Annotated in this window: 13 protein-coding genes and 1 rRNA gene; 3 read left to right on the top strand and 11 right to left on the bottom strand. The window is 47.0% G+C overall.

Annotated features, from left to right (window positions below):
• Positions 1-16 precede the first annotated feature (16 nt).
• The 8 genes from C8D85_RS17870 to C8D85_RS17835 form a co-directional block, all read right to left on the bottom strand.
• On the bottom strand, positions 17-583 hold the full coding sequence (locus C8D85_RS17870) for a mechanosensitive ion channel domain-containing protein (protein WP_133565291.1): 567 nt from the start codon (positions 581-583) through the stop codon (positions 17-19).
• A 14-nt stretch (positions 584-597) separates the two neighbouring features.
• Positions 598-1,485, bottom strand: coding sequence for an AEC family transporter (locus C8D85_RS17865; RefSeq protein WP_133565288.1), 888 nt, complete (start codon positions 1,483-1,485; stop codon positions 598-600).
• Positions 1,486-1,550: 65 nt separating this feature from the next.
• On the bottom strand, positions 1,551-2,555 hold the full coding sequence (locus C8D85_RS17860) for a substrate-binding domain-containing protein (RefSeq protein WP_244937051.1): 1,005 nt from the start codon (positions 2,553-2,555) through the stop codon (positions 1,551-1,553).
• Between the two features lie 49 nt (positions 2,556-2,604).
• Positions 2,605-3,399 carry an ATP-binding cassette domain-containing protein gene (locus C8D85_RS17855; RefSeq protein WP_133565286.1) on the bottom strand — a complete coding sequence of 265 codons (795 nt, stop codon included), beginning with the start codon at positions 3,397-3,399 and terminating at the stop codon, positions 2,605-2,607.
• The gene (locus C8D85_RS17850; RefSeq protein ID WP_133565282.1) at positions 3,399-4,487 is read right to left on the bottom strand and encodes an ABC transporter permease; all 1,089 of its coding nucleotides are present in this window, start codon (positions 4,485-4,487) and stop codon (positions 3,399-3,401) included. The genes C8D85_RS17855 and C8D85_RS17850 overlap by 1 nt, the downstream gene beginning before the upstream one ends.
• A gap of 91 nt (positions 4,488-4,578) precedes the next feature.
• The gene (locus tag C8D85_RS17845; protein WP_133565280.1) at positions 4,579-5,598 is read right to left on the bottom strand and encodes a sugar ABC transporter substrate-binding protein; all 1,020 of its coding nucleotides are present in this window, start codon (positions 5,596-5,598) and stop codon (positions 4,579-4,581) included.
• A gap of 141 nt (positions 5,599-5,739) precedes the next feature.
• A complete protein-coding gene (locus C8D85_RS17840; protein WP_133565277.1) occupies positions 5,740-8,250 on the bottom strand; it encodes a PAS-domain containing protein in 2,511 nt (836 codons plus the stop codon).
• Entirely contained in the window at positions 8,250-8,987 is a 738-nt protein-coding gene (locus tag C8D85_RS17835) for a response regulator (protein ID WP_133565274.1), read from the bottom strand. The genes C8D85_RS17840 and C8D85_RS17835 overlap by 1 nt, the downstream gene beginning before the upstream one ends.
• 191 nt (positions 8,988-9,178) lie before the next feature.
• Between C8D85_RS17835 and hrpB the strand changes: the two genes are divergently transcribed.
• Positions 9,179-11,641: an ATP-dependent helicase HrpB gene (hrpB, locus tag C8D85_RS17830; protein ID WP_133565272.1), complete on the top strand. Its 2,463-nt coding sequence runs from the start codon at positions 9,179-9,181 to the stop codon at positions 11,639-11,641.
• Here hrpB and C8D85_RS17825 read toward each other — a convergent pair.
• The gene (locus tag C8D85_RS17825) at positions 11,638-12,639 is read right to left on the bottom strand and encodes an oxidoreductase family protein (protein ID WP_133565270.1); all 1,002 of its coding nucleotides are present in this window, start codon (positions 12,637-12,639) and stop codon (positions 11,638-11,640) included. The two genes, hrpB and C8D85_RS17825, sit on opposite strands and share 4 nt — an antisense overlap.
• 15 nt (positions 12,640-12,654) lie before the next feature.
• Positions 12,655-13,131 carry a hypothetical protein gene (locus C8D85_RS17820; RefSeq protein ID WP_133565268.1) on the bottom strand — a complete coding sequence of 159 codons (477 nt, stop codon included), beginning with the start codon at positions 13,129-13,131 and terminating at the stop codon, positions 12,655-12,657.
• 265 nt (positions 13,132-13,396) lie between these two features.
• On the opposite strand from C8D85_RS17820, the gene C8D85_RS17815 reads away from it, so the two are divergent.
• Together C8D85_RS17815 and C8D85_RS17810 are read left to right on the top strand one after the other, a co-directional pair.
• Entirely contained in the window at positions 13,397-14,296 is a 900-nt protein-coding gene (locus tag C8D85_RS17815) for a hypothetical protein (protein WP_133565266.1), read from the top strand.
• Between the two features lie 130 nt (positions 14,297-14,426).
• Positions 14,427-15,233 (top strand): flagellin N-terminal helical domain-containing protein, encoded by an 807-nt coding sequence (locus C8D85_RS17810; protein ID WP_133565264.1) that lies wholly within the window; start codon positions 14,427-14,429, stop codon positions 15,231-15,233.
• Positions 15,234-15,464: 231 nt separating this feature from the next.
• On the opposite strand, the gene rrf is transcribed toward C8D85_RS17810, so the two are convergent.
• Positions 15,465-15,557, bottom strand: a 5S ribosomal RNA gene (rrf, locus tag C8D85_RS17805); the annotation flags it as partial.

Below are 15,557 nucleotides of genomic sequence, written 5' to 3'. Positions count from 1 at the left end.
ACTGAGTAAATTTTGATCAATTTTTACTTATTTCTGTTGCACCATTGTCACCTTTTGCAACGTCTTTGAGTAACGTTGAGTGCTGTTTCGCTTCGGCTTCATTACGATAGCGGATAACCCCTTTTTGCAAAATCATACTGTTTGGGTACGTCACAGTGTCACCCGTTAGACGAGTGATGATCACATGAAAGCTGGTAATTTCATGAATTTGTCCAAGAATCTCTTCGTCTTTATCGACGACTTTTATCCAGTCCCCAACTCGATAAGGGAACCCGAAAAAGATAATCAAACTGGCTGTGACGTTACTTAGAATCGACCATTGAGCGAATAAGGCAATACCGACTACGGCAAATACAGAGGAGAAAAAGACCGCTAATTGACCATACCCAACGCCTAACACGACACAAAACAGGAAGACAAACACTGCGGTTAAGGCAAGATTCACCATCTTTGAGATCAAACTAACCCGCAAATCATTCAACGAGCGACGCAAACCCACCGAGTGAATGGCTTTTGAAATTAATCGCAGCACTACGACATAAGCCAAGACTAATAACGCGAGCAAACCTATTTGCACCAACATGCTATGCAACTCCACTAAAGAACAAAATACAGCGCCACAGGAATGCACGCCAATGACATTAAATTACCCAGTAAAACGATGGACGCCACCTTTTGCGGCTCCTGCTGAAAGATCTCCGCCACCATATAATTCAACACCGCAGGCGGCAAACAGGCAAAGACAATTAAATAGCCAAACCACTCTTCTGTTAAACCAAATAGCCAATAGAATATTAATGCCGCGATGAGACCGCTTAACGGGCTCACTAACCCACTGACCACACCAATACGCCACTGCCCAAAGTCCACATCGGTCATTCTAACGCCCAAGGCAAACAGCATTAATGGGATGGATATCTGTCCCAGCATATCTACCCCAGTACCGATCGATGGAGGCAGGCTCCATCCTTGAACACTCCACACCACACCTAATACCGTGGCTATGATCATCGGCATCTTCAGCAGATTCATCAGATTAGTCTTCGGATTGAGGAGGTACATACCTAGGGTAAAATGCAGCAGGTTCTCAGTTAAAAACATCACCACAGCAATAGGCAGCGCTGACTCACCAAACGCGAGTACCATTAGGGGGATGCCCAAGTTACCACTGTTATTAAACATCATTGGCGGTACAAAGGTCTTAAACTCATAACCCAGCAGCCTTGCTATCGGCCACGCGACTAAACCTGAGCATATGACCACGAACGCCGAGGCCGCAATTAAGGGTTGATACGCTTGTATTTGGAAGTCTTTCGCGGCCATGACCGAAAAAATCAAAGCAGGGATAAACACGCTCATATTGATTCGATTGGCGACGGTCATATCTGTCGGTCGAACACGAGCGTAAAAGAACCCGATCAAAACAATGATCAGTAATGGGAAAACGGTATTAAAGATTTGCTGGAAGAGACTCGACGTATCCATATAACATCCTTGGCGACTAAGTCGTTAGAGTAACGAGGTTCGCCAAGAACGCCAACTATTAGCCTTCAATTAGATGCTGGTTGTGCATCCTTCTGCGCCAACTTAGCAGGAATCAGAATAAAGCGTTGGCGCACGTCTTCCCCTTTAAGCAACGCCATACCAATTTCTACCGCTTTTTCCGCCATAAGCTGTGGCCTTTGAATGGCGGTCGCTAACCATATGTTAGGGTATTGAATGGTTTTGATGGCAAAGTTAGACCCATCAACAGAAGCTAGTACAAACTCGTTCCTACCTGCTTGCTGCGCTGCCATCATGGCACCGTATGCGGTCGGGTCATTGATCGCGAAGACTGCGTCTAAATGGTCATATTCTTCCATTAGATAAGTCATCGCTTCCATTCCGCCTTCGCGACTTCCGGTACCGTTCAGTCGATCACTTAATAAGGTGATGTTGGGGTAACGATTGATGGCAGATTTACATCCAGCAACCCGCTCAAGCACCGATGACACTGACACGCCGTTAATAATAACGAACTGTCCTTGGTAGCCAATTTCCTTGGCAAGTCTTTCACAGGCGACCATACCCGCTTGAACGTTATCTGTGGTAATGGTGGCATCCGCACCGTGTGCGTTGACATCCACTGCGATCACCTTGATGCCTGCTCGCTGAGCTTTTGCCACCACCGGCGCAATCTTATATTCATCCGCTGCCGTCAGAATGATGAGGTCAACTTTACGCTCAATAAAGTCATTAAGCTGACGCATCTGACGGTTCAGGTCATAAGCATCTGAACGAACGATGACCTCCACCGGTACGCCTTCATTCAGCTCATTCGCTTTGCGGGTAGCGGAATCCACCAACTCCACAAAGAATGGATTACCAAGATCGGCCACGCTCATACCAATAGAGCGTAGCGGCTGATCAACGACTGGCTGCGCAAACACTCCCCAAGAGGAGCAAATACAGGCAGCCGTGATCAAGGAGCGTCTTAGGCACGATGCCATCCATGCGTATGCAGAACGCGGCGCTGCCACTTTTGCTTCATTACGCGCGTTTGATAAACATGCCATAGTCACTCCACTCAACCGATTCCGCCACACACTTTACTCAGTCGCCACTTTACGCAGCCGCGGAGCTGTCGTCCACTTCCATCGCTCCCGTCATGATAGCGACGGCTTCAGACATAGTATGTGATTCAGGCGTAATGGTTGCCGCACACTTTCCTAAACGGTGAATGTGAATGCGATCCGCCACTTCAAATACGTGCGGCATGTTGTGACTGATTAAAATGATCGGTAAACCACGGTCACGCACTTCCTTAATCAGGTTCAGTACACGACGAGACTCTTTCACACCCAGTGCGGCAGTCGGCTCATCCATAATCACTACTTTACTACCAAACAAAGCAGAACGCGCCACAGCAACACCTTGACGCTGACCACCAGAGAGAGACTCAACGGCCTGAGAGATGTTTTGAATGGTCATCAGACCGAGTTCCTTCATCTTCGCTTGAGCACGCTCTTCCATGGCTTTTTTGTCGAGCATACGGAAGACCGACCCCAAAATACCTGGCTTGCGAAGCTCTCGACCTAAAAACAAGTTATCCGCAATATTCAAAGCAGGAGAAACGGCTAAGTTCTGGTAGACGGTTTCAATGCCAAGTTCACGTGCCTGCATCGGGGAGTTGAAGTGCACAGGTTGCCCATCCAGCAAGATCTCACCTTCGTCAGGTACCAGTGCACCTGAAAGAGCTTTGATCAAGGACGATTTGCCAGCCCCGTTATCACCAATTACCGCTAGGATTTCCCCAGGGTAAAGCGTTAAATCGGCATGATCGATGGCGGTCACGCTACCGTAGCGTTTTACTAAACCACGAGCTTGTAATACCGGTTGTTGATCGTAATGTGCTGTCATTATGCTGTCCCCTTACGAATCCACTGGTCGACACCAACGGCGACGATAATCAAGATACCTACGGTGAACTCCTGCCAAAGCACATCGACTCCTGCGAGCGCCAAACCGTTTCGGAATACCCCCACTACGAGCGCCCCGATCAGCGTGCCATAAATAGAGCCCCGCCCACCAAATAAACTACACCCGCCGATTACCACCGCCGTAATACTATCAAGGTTAGTGGTGTAACCCGCTTGAGGTGATACTGAACCGATACGGCCGATCAATACCCAAGCACCTATTGCACATACCACGCCCGCTAACACATAGACAGACAATAGAATGCGATCAGTACGAATACCTGCCAACTTAGCTGCCGCAGGGTCATCCCCCGTGGCATACACATGACGCCCCCAAGCAGTCCAATTTAAGGCGTACCAAATCAGGAAGAATAAGGCCAACATCAAGAGTGAGCCATAGGTCAGCCGAGCACCGAAGAATGAAATCGTTTCCCCTAACCATTGCAACAGTGGCGCATTATTGGCGATGTCTTGTGAACGAATGGTCTCACTTTTTGAGTACCAAAGGTTCAAGGCAAAAAACACGTTCCAAGAGCCTAGGGTGGCAATGAATGGCGGCAATTTGAAACGGGTAATCAAGGTACCATTAATCAAACCTGCCAAGGCACCAACACTGATACCTATCAGCAAGGCAAAGCCCGCATCCAAGCCGTGGTCAATCGCCATGCGCCCCATCACGACGGAGGCTAATACCATGATCGCCCCCACGGATAGATCGATCCCCGCGGTCAAAATAATTAACGTTTGCGCCACACCGATCACACCAATGATGGTCACCTGCTGTAGCACGAGGGATAAGTTAAATGGATGTAAGAAACGGTCTCCAACCAATAGACTAAAGCCAATAATGGCAAATACTAAGACGATGGTTGGCGCTGCGACCGGGTACTTATGAAGAAATTTCTGAAAGCGTGTCAGCGCACTGTCTTTACTTTCGAAATTCGCTACATAGCTACCACTGCCAGCCTGATCTGCGACTTTATCATGATCTAATACCGGTGCAGACGGTTTTGGGTTAGCAGAACTCATAGGGTTAACTCCAGACAGAATAACTGCCGCTGACCAAAGCTCAGCCAGCGGCGCAAGGGGAAAGTCCCTTCAATGAAAAGTCTTTACTCGATTAGCCCCAGCACATCGCTAGGCCAGTTTTAGACGTAACAGAATCAACGCCTTTGGCAGGCTCGTCAGTAATCAACTGAACCCCAGTGTCGTAGAAGTCTAGACCGTCAGATGCGCTCGGGCGTGTGCCAGATTTCGCGAACTCAACGATCGCAGTAACGCCTTCAGAGGCCATTTTTAGAGGGAATTGCATAGACGTCGCACCGATCACGCCATCTTCAATGTTGCGTACACCGGGGCAACCACCGTCAACGGAGACAATCAGCACATCTTTTTCCATGCCGAATGATTTCAATGCTTCATACGCACCTGCAGCAGCGGGTTCGTTGATGGTGTACACCAAGTTCACACCTGGGTCTTTTTGCAATAGGTTTTCCATGGCACGGCGACCGCCCTCTTCCGAGCCTTGGGTCACGTCGTTGCCAACAATACGTGGATCGGTTTCATCGCCCATTTGATTTGGATCGTTTAGATCAATACCGAAGCCTTTCAAGAAACCTTGGTTACGCGCCACGTCTACCGTAATTTGGCTTGTGCTTAGATCCAACAGTGCGATTTTGGCATCTTTCGCCTTATCGCCCATTTTCGCTTTGGCCCACATACCGATCATTTCACCGGCTTTGAAGTTATCCGTTGCAAACGTCATATCCGCCGCACTGGCTGGTGAAAGCGGTGTATCCAGTGCAATCACCAACAAGCCCGCTTCACGTGCTTTTTCGATGGTTGGTACAATACCTGCGGTGTCACTTGGTGTGATCAAGATACCCTTAGCACCGGATGCAATCAGGTTTTCAACAGCTTGAACTTGAGTTTCGTTATCACCGTCGTAACGACCAGCAAAAGTACGCAACTCAACGCCTAGCTCAGCGGCTTTTTCTTGAGCGCCTTCTTTCATTTTAACGAAGAATGGATTGGTGTTGGTCTTAGTGATCAGACCGATGATAGGAGTTTCCGCCATCGCAGCAGTGGATAGTGCGCCGGCAGCAACAAGACAAGCAAGTTTACGGTAGTTAAATTTCATGAAAATGACTCCAGTATTGTTTTTATTCTCGGCTAAGGCCGCTGAAACAGACAGTCACCGCTGTTTCTCATAACAATATGGTCGACGAAAACTAACGAAAGATTTCAACCAGTGTGCAAGGGCTGTAATATTTGTAATATTCTAGTTTTTGAACTGAAAAACTTCACTTAACTCATTAATAGTAAAAGGTTTTGAGAGAATTAAATCTTCTTTCATTAAGCCGTAACTTTCACTTAATTCTTGAATTGGCAGACCCGACATAAGCAACACTTGCCCTTGCCATGACGACATTCGCTTTAAGCTGTGAGCCAGCGCCACGCCGTGTAGGTCGCCAGCAAGGTTAACATCCGACATCACTACATCTGGATGAAACGAACCTTGCAAGGCTTGCAAAACCGCTTCTGCACATTCAAATGTCTGTACTGTACAACCCAATTGCTGCAGCTGTTCACGCATAACGTGGCATACCTCAGGGTCGTCTTCCACCAACCAAATGAGCGGCTCTTCGGGCACGACTAGGGTTGGTAAGCTTTCAATGGTGGTCCGTTTGTTAAAGGCTCTCTCTTGCGCCATCAGAGGCAAGAACAAGCAGACTTTGGTCCAAGCTCCTTCTTCGGATGTCACTATGATCTCGCCACCACTTTGCTTCACAAAACCATAGATCATACTGAGCCCCAACCCACTGCCTTTGCCAACAGGTTTGGTGGTAAAGAAGGGTTCAAAAATACGCCCCAATACGGCTTCGGATATGCCTTTTCCAGTATCTTCTACTTTAATGCGTACCGCAGGAACATCTGAATCCGGCAGTTGAGTTAACTTAGTGGAGAAGCGTAGATAACCACCTCGGGACATAGCAGCGGCACTGTTTAAGGAAAGATTCAAGAGAGCATTTTCCAATTGCGATGGGTCAATCAGACAATGTTCTTCGGGACAGTTCAGGTCAACTTCTACCGTAATATGATTGCCCACGCTGTACTCAACTAAGTCCAACATGCCTTCTATCAAATCATCGATATGCGTGGGTTCAGGAAACAGTTGCTGTCTACGACTGAACGCTAATAAACGGTGCACTAAGTTACTGCTCTTTTCAGCCACCGCGAGGGATCGCTCAATGTAGCGAGCTTGATCCAGTGTTTTGGGTTCAGAATCCGACAGCATTTGTAAGTTCCCCATGATGGCTGCCAGTAGATTATTAAAGTCATGGGCAACCCCACCCGTTAGCTGCCCAAGCACCTCCATTTTCTGCGCCTGACGCAATTGGCTCTCGACACTTTTACGCTCCGTAAGATCCGTATAAAGGGTAACAAAGCCCCCTTCTGGCATGGGCTTTGACCTAAATTCGACGATCTTTCCTGAATCAAAGTGCCGCTCAAAACTTTGGCTACGATGGTGGCGCGAGGCGTTGATTTCATCCATCTGCACCAGCTGGTTTTCTATATTGAGGTTTTTATGAGAGCTTTGCGTGATCAACGCTTGCACATCGTCTATCGGCATACCGCGATACAATAGATTGGGTGGAATCTCGAACAAGCTTTCGTAGCCCTTGTTCCATGCAATCAAAAGCCCCTGCTCCGAAAATACACTTAAGCCGTCGTTCATATTGTCGAAGATGGTTTCCAGTAGACGCTTTTGCTCTGACAGCTCTGCTGACACTTCGATACGACGAATGGCATCTCGGCGGAACACTTCAAAGGCATTGGCTAAGGTGCCGATTTCATCATTACGACGCACCTGCGGGCTGCGAGAGTCCACTTGCCCAAGAGACAGTTCTTCCATGTCATGCGTCACGGCTTCCAAGTCCTTTGTCATGCGTCGGCTTGAAACGTACAGATACCCTAGACCTAAGACAAGAAATAGCGAAATCCCTGCCAACCAACGCTGTCCTTTCGCTACAACCTCGCTTACTTCAATACGTTGACGAGACACTTGTTTCTGCAGCATGCCGACAAAATCACTGACTTGCGCACTTAGCTGCTCAGACTTCGCACGCAATGAGATCAACAAATAGATTTTCCGCTCTTGAATGTCATTCAGACGCTGCTGCGCCTTGAGCAATTCAGTGGCGATCTTCTTTGTCTGCGGTTCAGCATTCAAGAGGTTCAGCTCATGAGTTAGCTGTAATGCCACATCTCCTGGCTGTTCAATTAGACTCAGCAGCCAGACTAGAACTTGTTTTTGGTGTACCTTCGCTAAGCTACTTTCTGTGCTAATGAGCTGGCGAATCGCAAACTGCTGCGCCAAACTGTCTTCTCGGATATACAACTCTTCGTGCACCAGATCGACAAGCTCTGCCAGGGTGGCATCAAAGCTTCCTAAGCGCGTCTCAATCTGCGCCCGAAACTCGGTGTCATTTAAGCTATCCGCCACGCTGCGCAAATCGGTGATTCGCCGCGTTAAACGCTCGGACTCTGTTTGCAGTTGAAAGGGACGGGCTGAACCGGCTGTGTAGGGTGCAGCTGCCGCCAGTTGCGCCACACTTTCGGCTAACGTCAGGGCGGTACTGATTTCCGGTAGTGTTTGCGCTTCAAAGTCTGACAGTGATGACTCACTTACTCGCATCGACTGCCAGCCAATTAACACCATACAAAAAGCCACCACACTGATGGCAAAGATGATGATTGAGGCTTTTTGTCGGATGCTAACTTGTCGCATTAGCTCACACTCTTGGCCACTGGACCATTAAATAAATAGCCCAGACCACGCTGTGTTTTGATAAATTCCGGTGCTTTGGGGTTAGCTTCCAATTTACGACGTAAGCGTAGAATCAATACGTCGACGGTGCGATCAAATACTTCTGTCTCCAGTCCACGGCTTAAATCAATAATTTGTTCTCGCGTCAGAACGCGGTCCGGGCGCGTGGCAAGTGTTTCGAGTAAAGAGAACTCTCCTAGAGTAAGAATCACCTCTTCTCCCTGCTGATCACGAAGCTGTCGCGAGGTCAGGTCTAATGTCCACTTACCGAAATAGAGACAGTCATGATCCGTATTGATCGGCTGTGTTGGTGCTTGGCGGGCACTGCGTCGTAGCAGTGCATGAATGCGAGCGGTCAGCTCTCGCAAATTAAATGGCTTCATCATGTAGTCATCCGCAGCCAACTCTAGACCAAGGATTCTATCGGTTTCATCCCCTTTACCAGTGAGCATCATAATCGGCATGTCATGAAAGCGTTCTCGCACTTCCCTAGCCAGTTGAAGCCCATCTTCCTCCTGTAGGTATAAATCCATTAGCACTAAATCAACAGGCTGCTTTTCCAAGCAACGCCACATATGCTCGCCATTTTGCGCATCCAATGCTTGATAGCCTTTTTGAGCTAACGCATCGCATAGCAAGTGTCGAATATCTGGCTCATCATCAACGATTAACAGGGTTTTCTTACCGAGTTCGTTCATGCCGTTCTCTATCCTTATATTTTTTATTAATTTAGCGGAGGCGGTATGTGCTAGAAGATCTTTATCATGCTTTTGTTAACACACCATTAACAATGCCTGAAAGCTCCTATGTCCTTTCCGCTTCTGCCTTATATATCCTGAAAGTTAAAACAAATATCGTTATTATGTGAGCATCGTTACAGGGGATTCACATGACGACTGTTTTACCTATTTACTCTACCATCCCAGCGCTGCAATCACAGTTAAATCAGCACCATGAAGCTATTTTAGAAGCAGCACCTGGGGCAGGTAAAACCACAGCCGTGCCACTTGCTTTTCTGGATGCGAATTGGCTTGGTCAGCGCAAAATCGTCATGCTCGAACCGCGTCGCCTTGCCGCTAAGTCAGCCGCTAAGCGTCTAGCAGACCAGCTAGGCGAACCCTTAGGTCAACGTGTTGGTTACCAGATCCGCCAAGAAGGCAAACAAAGCGCTAATACTCAAATCTTAGTCGTGACAGAGGGAATTCTCACCCGTATGTTGCAAGATGATCCGAGCTTAGATGACGTCGCATTAATCATTTTTGATGAATTTCATGAGCGCAATTTACACTCTGATCTCGCCTTTGCTTTGAGTCTACAAGCGCGGGAACTGTTTCGTGAAGATGATCCCCTTAAACTCTTAGTCATGTCCGCGACACTGGATAGCGAACGCTTAACGGAACTGCTGCATTGCGAGCCTATTATTTGTGAAGGGCGACAATTTCCGATCACCATGCGTTACGCTAACCTAGCATTGAAACAGCAGGACGTATCTCTGCAAATTGCCAAGCAGGTTCAACAAGCGTTGCGCGAAGAAGACGGATCGATTCTCGTGTTTTTGCCTGGTCAGCGTGAAATCCGCACAGTACAAAGCCTGTTAGAAAATCAACTGCCCGATAACACCGAATTGTTGTCTCTCTTTGGTGATATGAGCGTGGCAGAGCAAGAAAAGGTCATTGCACCCGCTCTAGAAAAACAAAGAAAAGTGGTGCTCGCAACCAGCATCGCCCAGACCAGTTTAACCATCGAAGGCATTCGTGTTGTGATTGATTCTGGCCTCTCTCGCGAAGCCCGTTTTGATGCCAAAACCGCCACCACACGTTTGCATACTCGTCGTGCTTCCCAAGCTGAAACCATTCAACGAGCGGGGCGTGCGGGACGTTTGCAAGCCGGTGTCTGTTACCGTTGGTGGTCAGAAGAGCAACAACACCGTCTAGCAGCCCATAACGCACCACAGATCGAGCTAGAAGATCTAAGTCATCTAGTGATGGATGTGGCTCGTTGGGGGGTACAAGAGCGTGAAGAGTTAGATTGGATTAGCTTGCCGCCATTAGCCCATTGGCAACAGGCAAAAAGCTTGTTAACACAGTTAGGCTTGCTGGAAACAAGCGACAGCCTCGCTCTGACCGCGGATGGAGAAGCGCTGGCAAGTATGCCTTTACCGCCGCGTTTGGCGCGCTTGCTACTCGAAGCAAGCCGACGTGGGGAGGCTCAATCAGCCTTAGAAGCAGCCGCGTTACTTTACGAAGGTGTATCGAAACAACACCAAGACTCCAACCTACACAACGCTATTACCTATGCGACCAAAGGCAAAGCTTGGCAACGCTCGATCAACGCTTTGCAGCGACATTTGCCTAATAATAAGTCCGATAGATCATTCTCTTTAGCCGCCTGTTTGGCCACCGCCTTTCCTGATCGTATCGCGATGCGTCAACGCCAACAGGGAGGTGAAACCTTATTTAAGTTGAGCAATGGCCGACAAGCCCTGCTCGCTAACCATGATTCGAATGCTAATAGTGATTTTCTGATCGCGTTGGAGCTCGGTGGTCATGCGGAGCGGGATGCGGATTGGCTCTATCTAACCTGCCCTATTTCGTTAAACGAATTAGAACAAGCTCTGGCCGATCAAATTGAAATTATTGAACGCTGTGAATGGGATAAAGCCAGCGGTGGTTTGGTTGGTGCTGCAGAGACTTGGCTGGGCAAGCTAAAACTCAAGCAGGAGCGCCTTAGTCATTTACCAGACAGCGCCGTAACCATGGCAACTTGTCACTATATCCGCCAACAAGGCTTACACGTGTTAAATTGGGACGAGGACAGCCTAGCCCTTCGTGCCCGTATTCAATTTGCCCATCGACACCTTGACCCATCAATGCCGGATGCGTCGGACGAGTGTTTGCTAGAACGTTTAGAGGATTGGCTAGGGCCTTTTTTAACGGGCGTGAAGCGCATTCAGCAGTTAGAGAAGCTTTCTATACTAGACCCTTTAATGGCATTACTAGATTGGCCACAACAACAAAGTTTACAGACATTACCGATTCGTATTCCCGTGGCATCCGGCTCAAATATAAAAGTGGATTACCAAGGCGAGCAGCCTGTCATTCGCGTTAAACTACAAGAAATGTTTGGCGAAACGCAAAGCCCTATGATCGCAGGGCAGACGGTAAAAATTGAACTGCTATCGCCTGCTCAACGCCCTTTGGCTGTCACCATGGACTTAGCATTTTTTTGGAAAGAAGCTTACCCAGACGTTCGTAAAGAAATGCGAGGTAGATACCCTAAGCATCCTTGGCCAGAAAACCCATTAACCGCGGAAGCCACAGCAAAAACTAACCGTGCACTTCGAAATAGTTAAAGGCTTACTTGGTCTAAGCCTATTTGTGTTATGCGCTGGCTAAAGCTGGTATTTTTGTGGTGGGTTGGACACCACCCCATGATAAAGCGATGGAAGTCTGCCCATGCTACAGGGAACAGTCGATACCATGCTTGTGTCACGGATTCAGCCAAGTCTGGCGACTCTCCTCGAGCAATAATGCAACGGGCCAGTTCACTAAAATAGATATCTAGTAAATAATCGATATCTGCTTCGAGCTGTGCTTCGCTTAAGCAACTACCCAAGAAATACGCTAAATCTTGAACACCAATGCCGCGGCCAATGTACTGGAAGTCTACCGCCGCCACATCGGATAAGTCCTCGTTGAAACAAAAGTTCGCCACCTTCGCATCGCCATGCACCAACGTTTGATACGAGCAGGTTCTAATAGCGTCATCGAGCCGCTGTGCACTCTGTTTTAACAGACCTTCTGCCATGGCTTGCCACTCATCTGGACGCGTTGCTAAATGCCAATAGGTGCCTTGGGGCCAAAGCCCTTTAGGCCAATCTACATTGGGGGTGATCACTAAGTAATGGGCATGAAGACTAGCTAACCAATGTAATACGGTACTGGCTTGATGAGATTCAAGAGATGCACAACGCACATGAAAGCCACTGGCATCAAGGTCTTCTAACAACAAATAAACGGCAGACTCTTGTTCCAAACTAGATAAAAAGTTTGGAATCCTAATCGAATGTTGGGTGTCTCTTGACCAGTTCTTGTACCAATCCATCTCGACCTGATAGGAAGTTACCTTACGTTGATGTGCTAGGTCGGATTGCCAGCCACGAGGGTGTTTGGCAGTAGCCTTCCAATCGATTGCTTTTAAGATAACACTCGAGCGATTCCCTCGATGTTCAACATGATAACGGGATATATGACCATAACCGCTCCATAGAGATTGGATCGTTTCGGACTTTTCTACGTAATCAGCATTAAGGAAATGTTTAATAAAAAACTCAGGCGCGAGAACAGACATATTTACATCAAAAGGTTAAGCAAAGTGCTTAGTTGCTAGGTACATATCAAACACCCAACGACGCGTAAATCCTGACTTACGATTAACAGCTCTCACTAAGATAAAGAAACCTCTATCCATGAAAAGGGAACCTACGACGTCTTTGTCAGATGACCAAGAAAACTCATGATCTGAAGCTTCTATCTTCTTGATACCATTTTTAATGGTCGAACCATAGTAACCTGATTCCAATAAGCGTTGTAACTTCTCAGGAGAACAATGACTGATGTAATCAGTCTTTAAATCGGTACCTAATTTGTTTTGAGCAACGAACTGATTAAATTTTTGTTGCAGCTCCTCTACATTAAGCACATCGCAATCAGGGTTATTCATTTGGATAGACTCGATCAGACGAGACATCTCCCCACGATTATGCTCCATGGGCTTAATATTTCGATTTGGTGTACTCGATAGAGCTTCTTTCTTTGTTCTTGAAAATAAACGTTTGAACATACTTTTCCACCTTGGCTATCAATAGCCTTGGTTTAGACCTTATTTTTAACTTAGACAATAAAAGCTCGGAGCGCTTTGTAAATACACGTTTGAACCTGAACTAACGACAAAATTCATCAAAGGTTATACATATCGTCACAAAATATTCACATTGAAAACATGGAGAAATTTTCAATGTGTGACAAAGCTTATGTAAGACACCTGTTTCATACCACAGCACATCCGTGCTCTCTGACTACCTTTTTAAAACCGAGGGAGAGCCCATATGAAGTTCATTAGACTATTGCTTTCATGCTTGATTCTCGCTTTAACGTGGAACGTATCCAGTCAAGAACAGAAAAGCTATTACTACGTCGCCATCATCGATCGTTTTTATCCTCCGATGGAAGCATTCGAATCTGAGGATGACAAGACACAGCACCGTTGGATGTATGGCGTTGTTGATATAGATAAAGACTACCAAAAAGAAGCATATTACCACGGTGATATGGTACAGCTCATCGCAAATGATCCAAGCTTTGTTTTTTTAAGATATCCACTCGCTGGACAACGCAGCCCTATGAAAGAGATTCTAATGGCCATCAATAGCATTAATGATCGCTTTGATCGAACACCAATAGATTCTCTTGTATTGTCGTGGGAGTCTTCAACCCTCATCAGTGCATTTGATCAACCACTAAGTAGAAAACATAGAGAAAAATACATAGAAACGATTCGCCAATGGGGCGAAGAAAATCCAAGTTGGCACGACACTTATCTAGTCATTAAAGCCCTTGAAGCATTGACGGATAAAGGGGTACAAGTCTTCACAATCGCAGGAAACAGTGGTTCAAGAGCGATCAATACTTTGTCTTTTGCAAAAGGCGTTACGACTGTTGGAGCAGCGGAGAAAGAGCTCAACTATTTCATTTCTGACAATGTCTTTGTGGACACATACGAACAAGCTGCTTATCAATTTATACGCCTTGATGACAGCAACGGTGTACCCCTAGGTTACGATGTAGACGGTGATGGATGCCAAGACATCCCCATCTCAGCTCTAACCAGTAGCGATAAGACACAACTCCCTAAGGCAACTTGGCCGCCAATCAAAGGCAGCTCTTTTGCCGCACCAATGGCACTAAAGAAGGCGTTTGTAAAAACCACAGCACATTGTCCATCATGATTTAGCTTGCAGCGTTCTATCGCAGGAACCCATAAAAAAACAAGATAGGTCAATTTTTAATCTACTGAATTGAAGACTATACTCAAAGGAGGCAATCACAACTTCCGCTTCAGATCGGAAAGGTCATCTCATGAGTATTAACAACATTGGTTCAAATTATGTAAATGCGGCGGCCACTCAGTCGCTTAACTCTACACAGTCAAGCCTTGCAAGTGGCCAACGTATTAATAGTGCCGCAGAGGATGCTGCAGGATTACAAATTGCCAATCGTTTAACCAGCCAAATCGATGGTAATGGCCAGGCAATCGCAAACAGTATGTCTGGCATATCAGTCACTCAGATTGCACAGGGAGGCCTTGAATCTATAACAAATGATTTGTCTTCTTTACGTGAACTGGCTGTTCAAGCTGGAAATGGGATTTACTCAGACTCAGACAGACAAGCTCTCCAGCAGCAAGCTAATGCTTTAATTGAAAACATACAGAATACGATCGGCTCGACAACCTTCGCTGGGCAAGAGTTATTATCCGATACGAGTACTTTAGAATTCCAAGTTGGAGCAGAAGCTGAGAATACAATAGGAATACCGACGTCAGACCTGAATTCCATCTTATCTTCTGATGGGCTTTTCTCATTTGATGTTACTGAACCCTCTACCTTAAATACAGCAATCGAGGCAGTAGACAGCAGCATTGAAAGTATTGATTCCCTTCAAGCGGATTATGGAGCGACTCAGAATGCTTTTAGCAGCCGAATAGATGCTTTGCTTGAAAATCAAGTGAACGAATCTGCTGCACGCTCCCGTATTGAAGATGCGGACTTTGCCGCAACGATAAGTCAGCAAGTTGCTGCTGACATCCTTGAGCGCTCATCCGTTTCAGTACAAGCTCAGGCTAATGTTGAAGCAGGAAGAGCATTGAATCTATTGAGTAGCTAAGTTTTAGCTCACTTGCGCGCGCATCTGCTTCCAATTTTATGACTTCTCGCTATCGCCATTTGACCCTCAGGGGTCAGATCCCTGTACGTACATCAGTTTCAGATCACTGCAGTCAGTCTAGGGATCTGACCCCTTAGCTAAGGTTTTGCTATCGGGGGATCAAGGCGAGGCATTTTCGACGGACGCAAAAAAGCCCTGACCGCGTTAGCGATCAGGGCTTCTTAATTAAAAGCTTGACGACGACCTACTCTCACATGGGATCTCCCACACTACCATCGGCGATGGCGCTTTTCACTTCTGAGTTCGGGATGGGATCAGGTGGTT

This window comes from Marinomonas communis (assembly GCF_004363305.1).
In the GTDB taxonomy this organism is placed as follows: Bacteria; Pseudomonadota; Gammaproteobacteria; order Pseudomonadales; family Marinomonadaceae; genus Marinomonas; species Marinomonas communis.
Note: the sequence above shows the minus strand (reverse complement) of the source record. Positions and strands in the feature narration are given on the sequence as shown.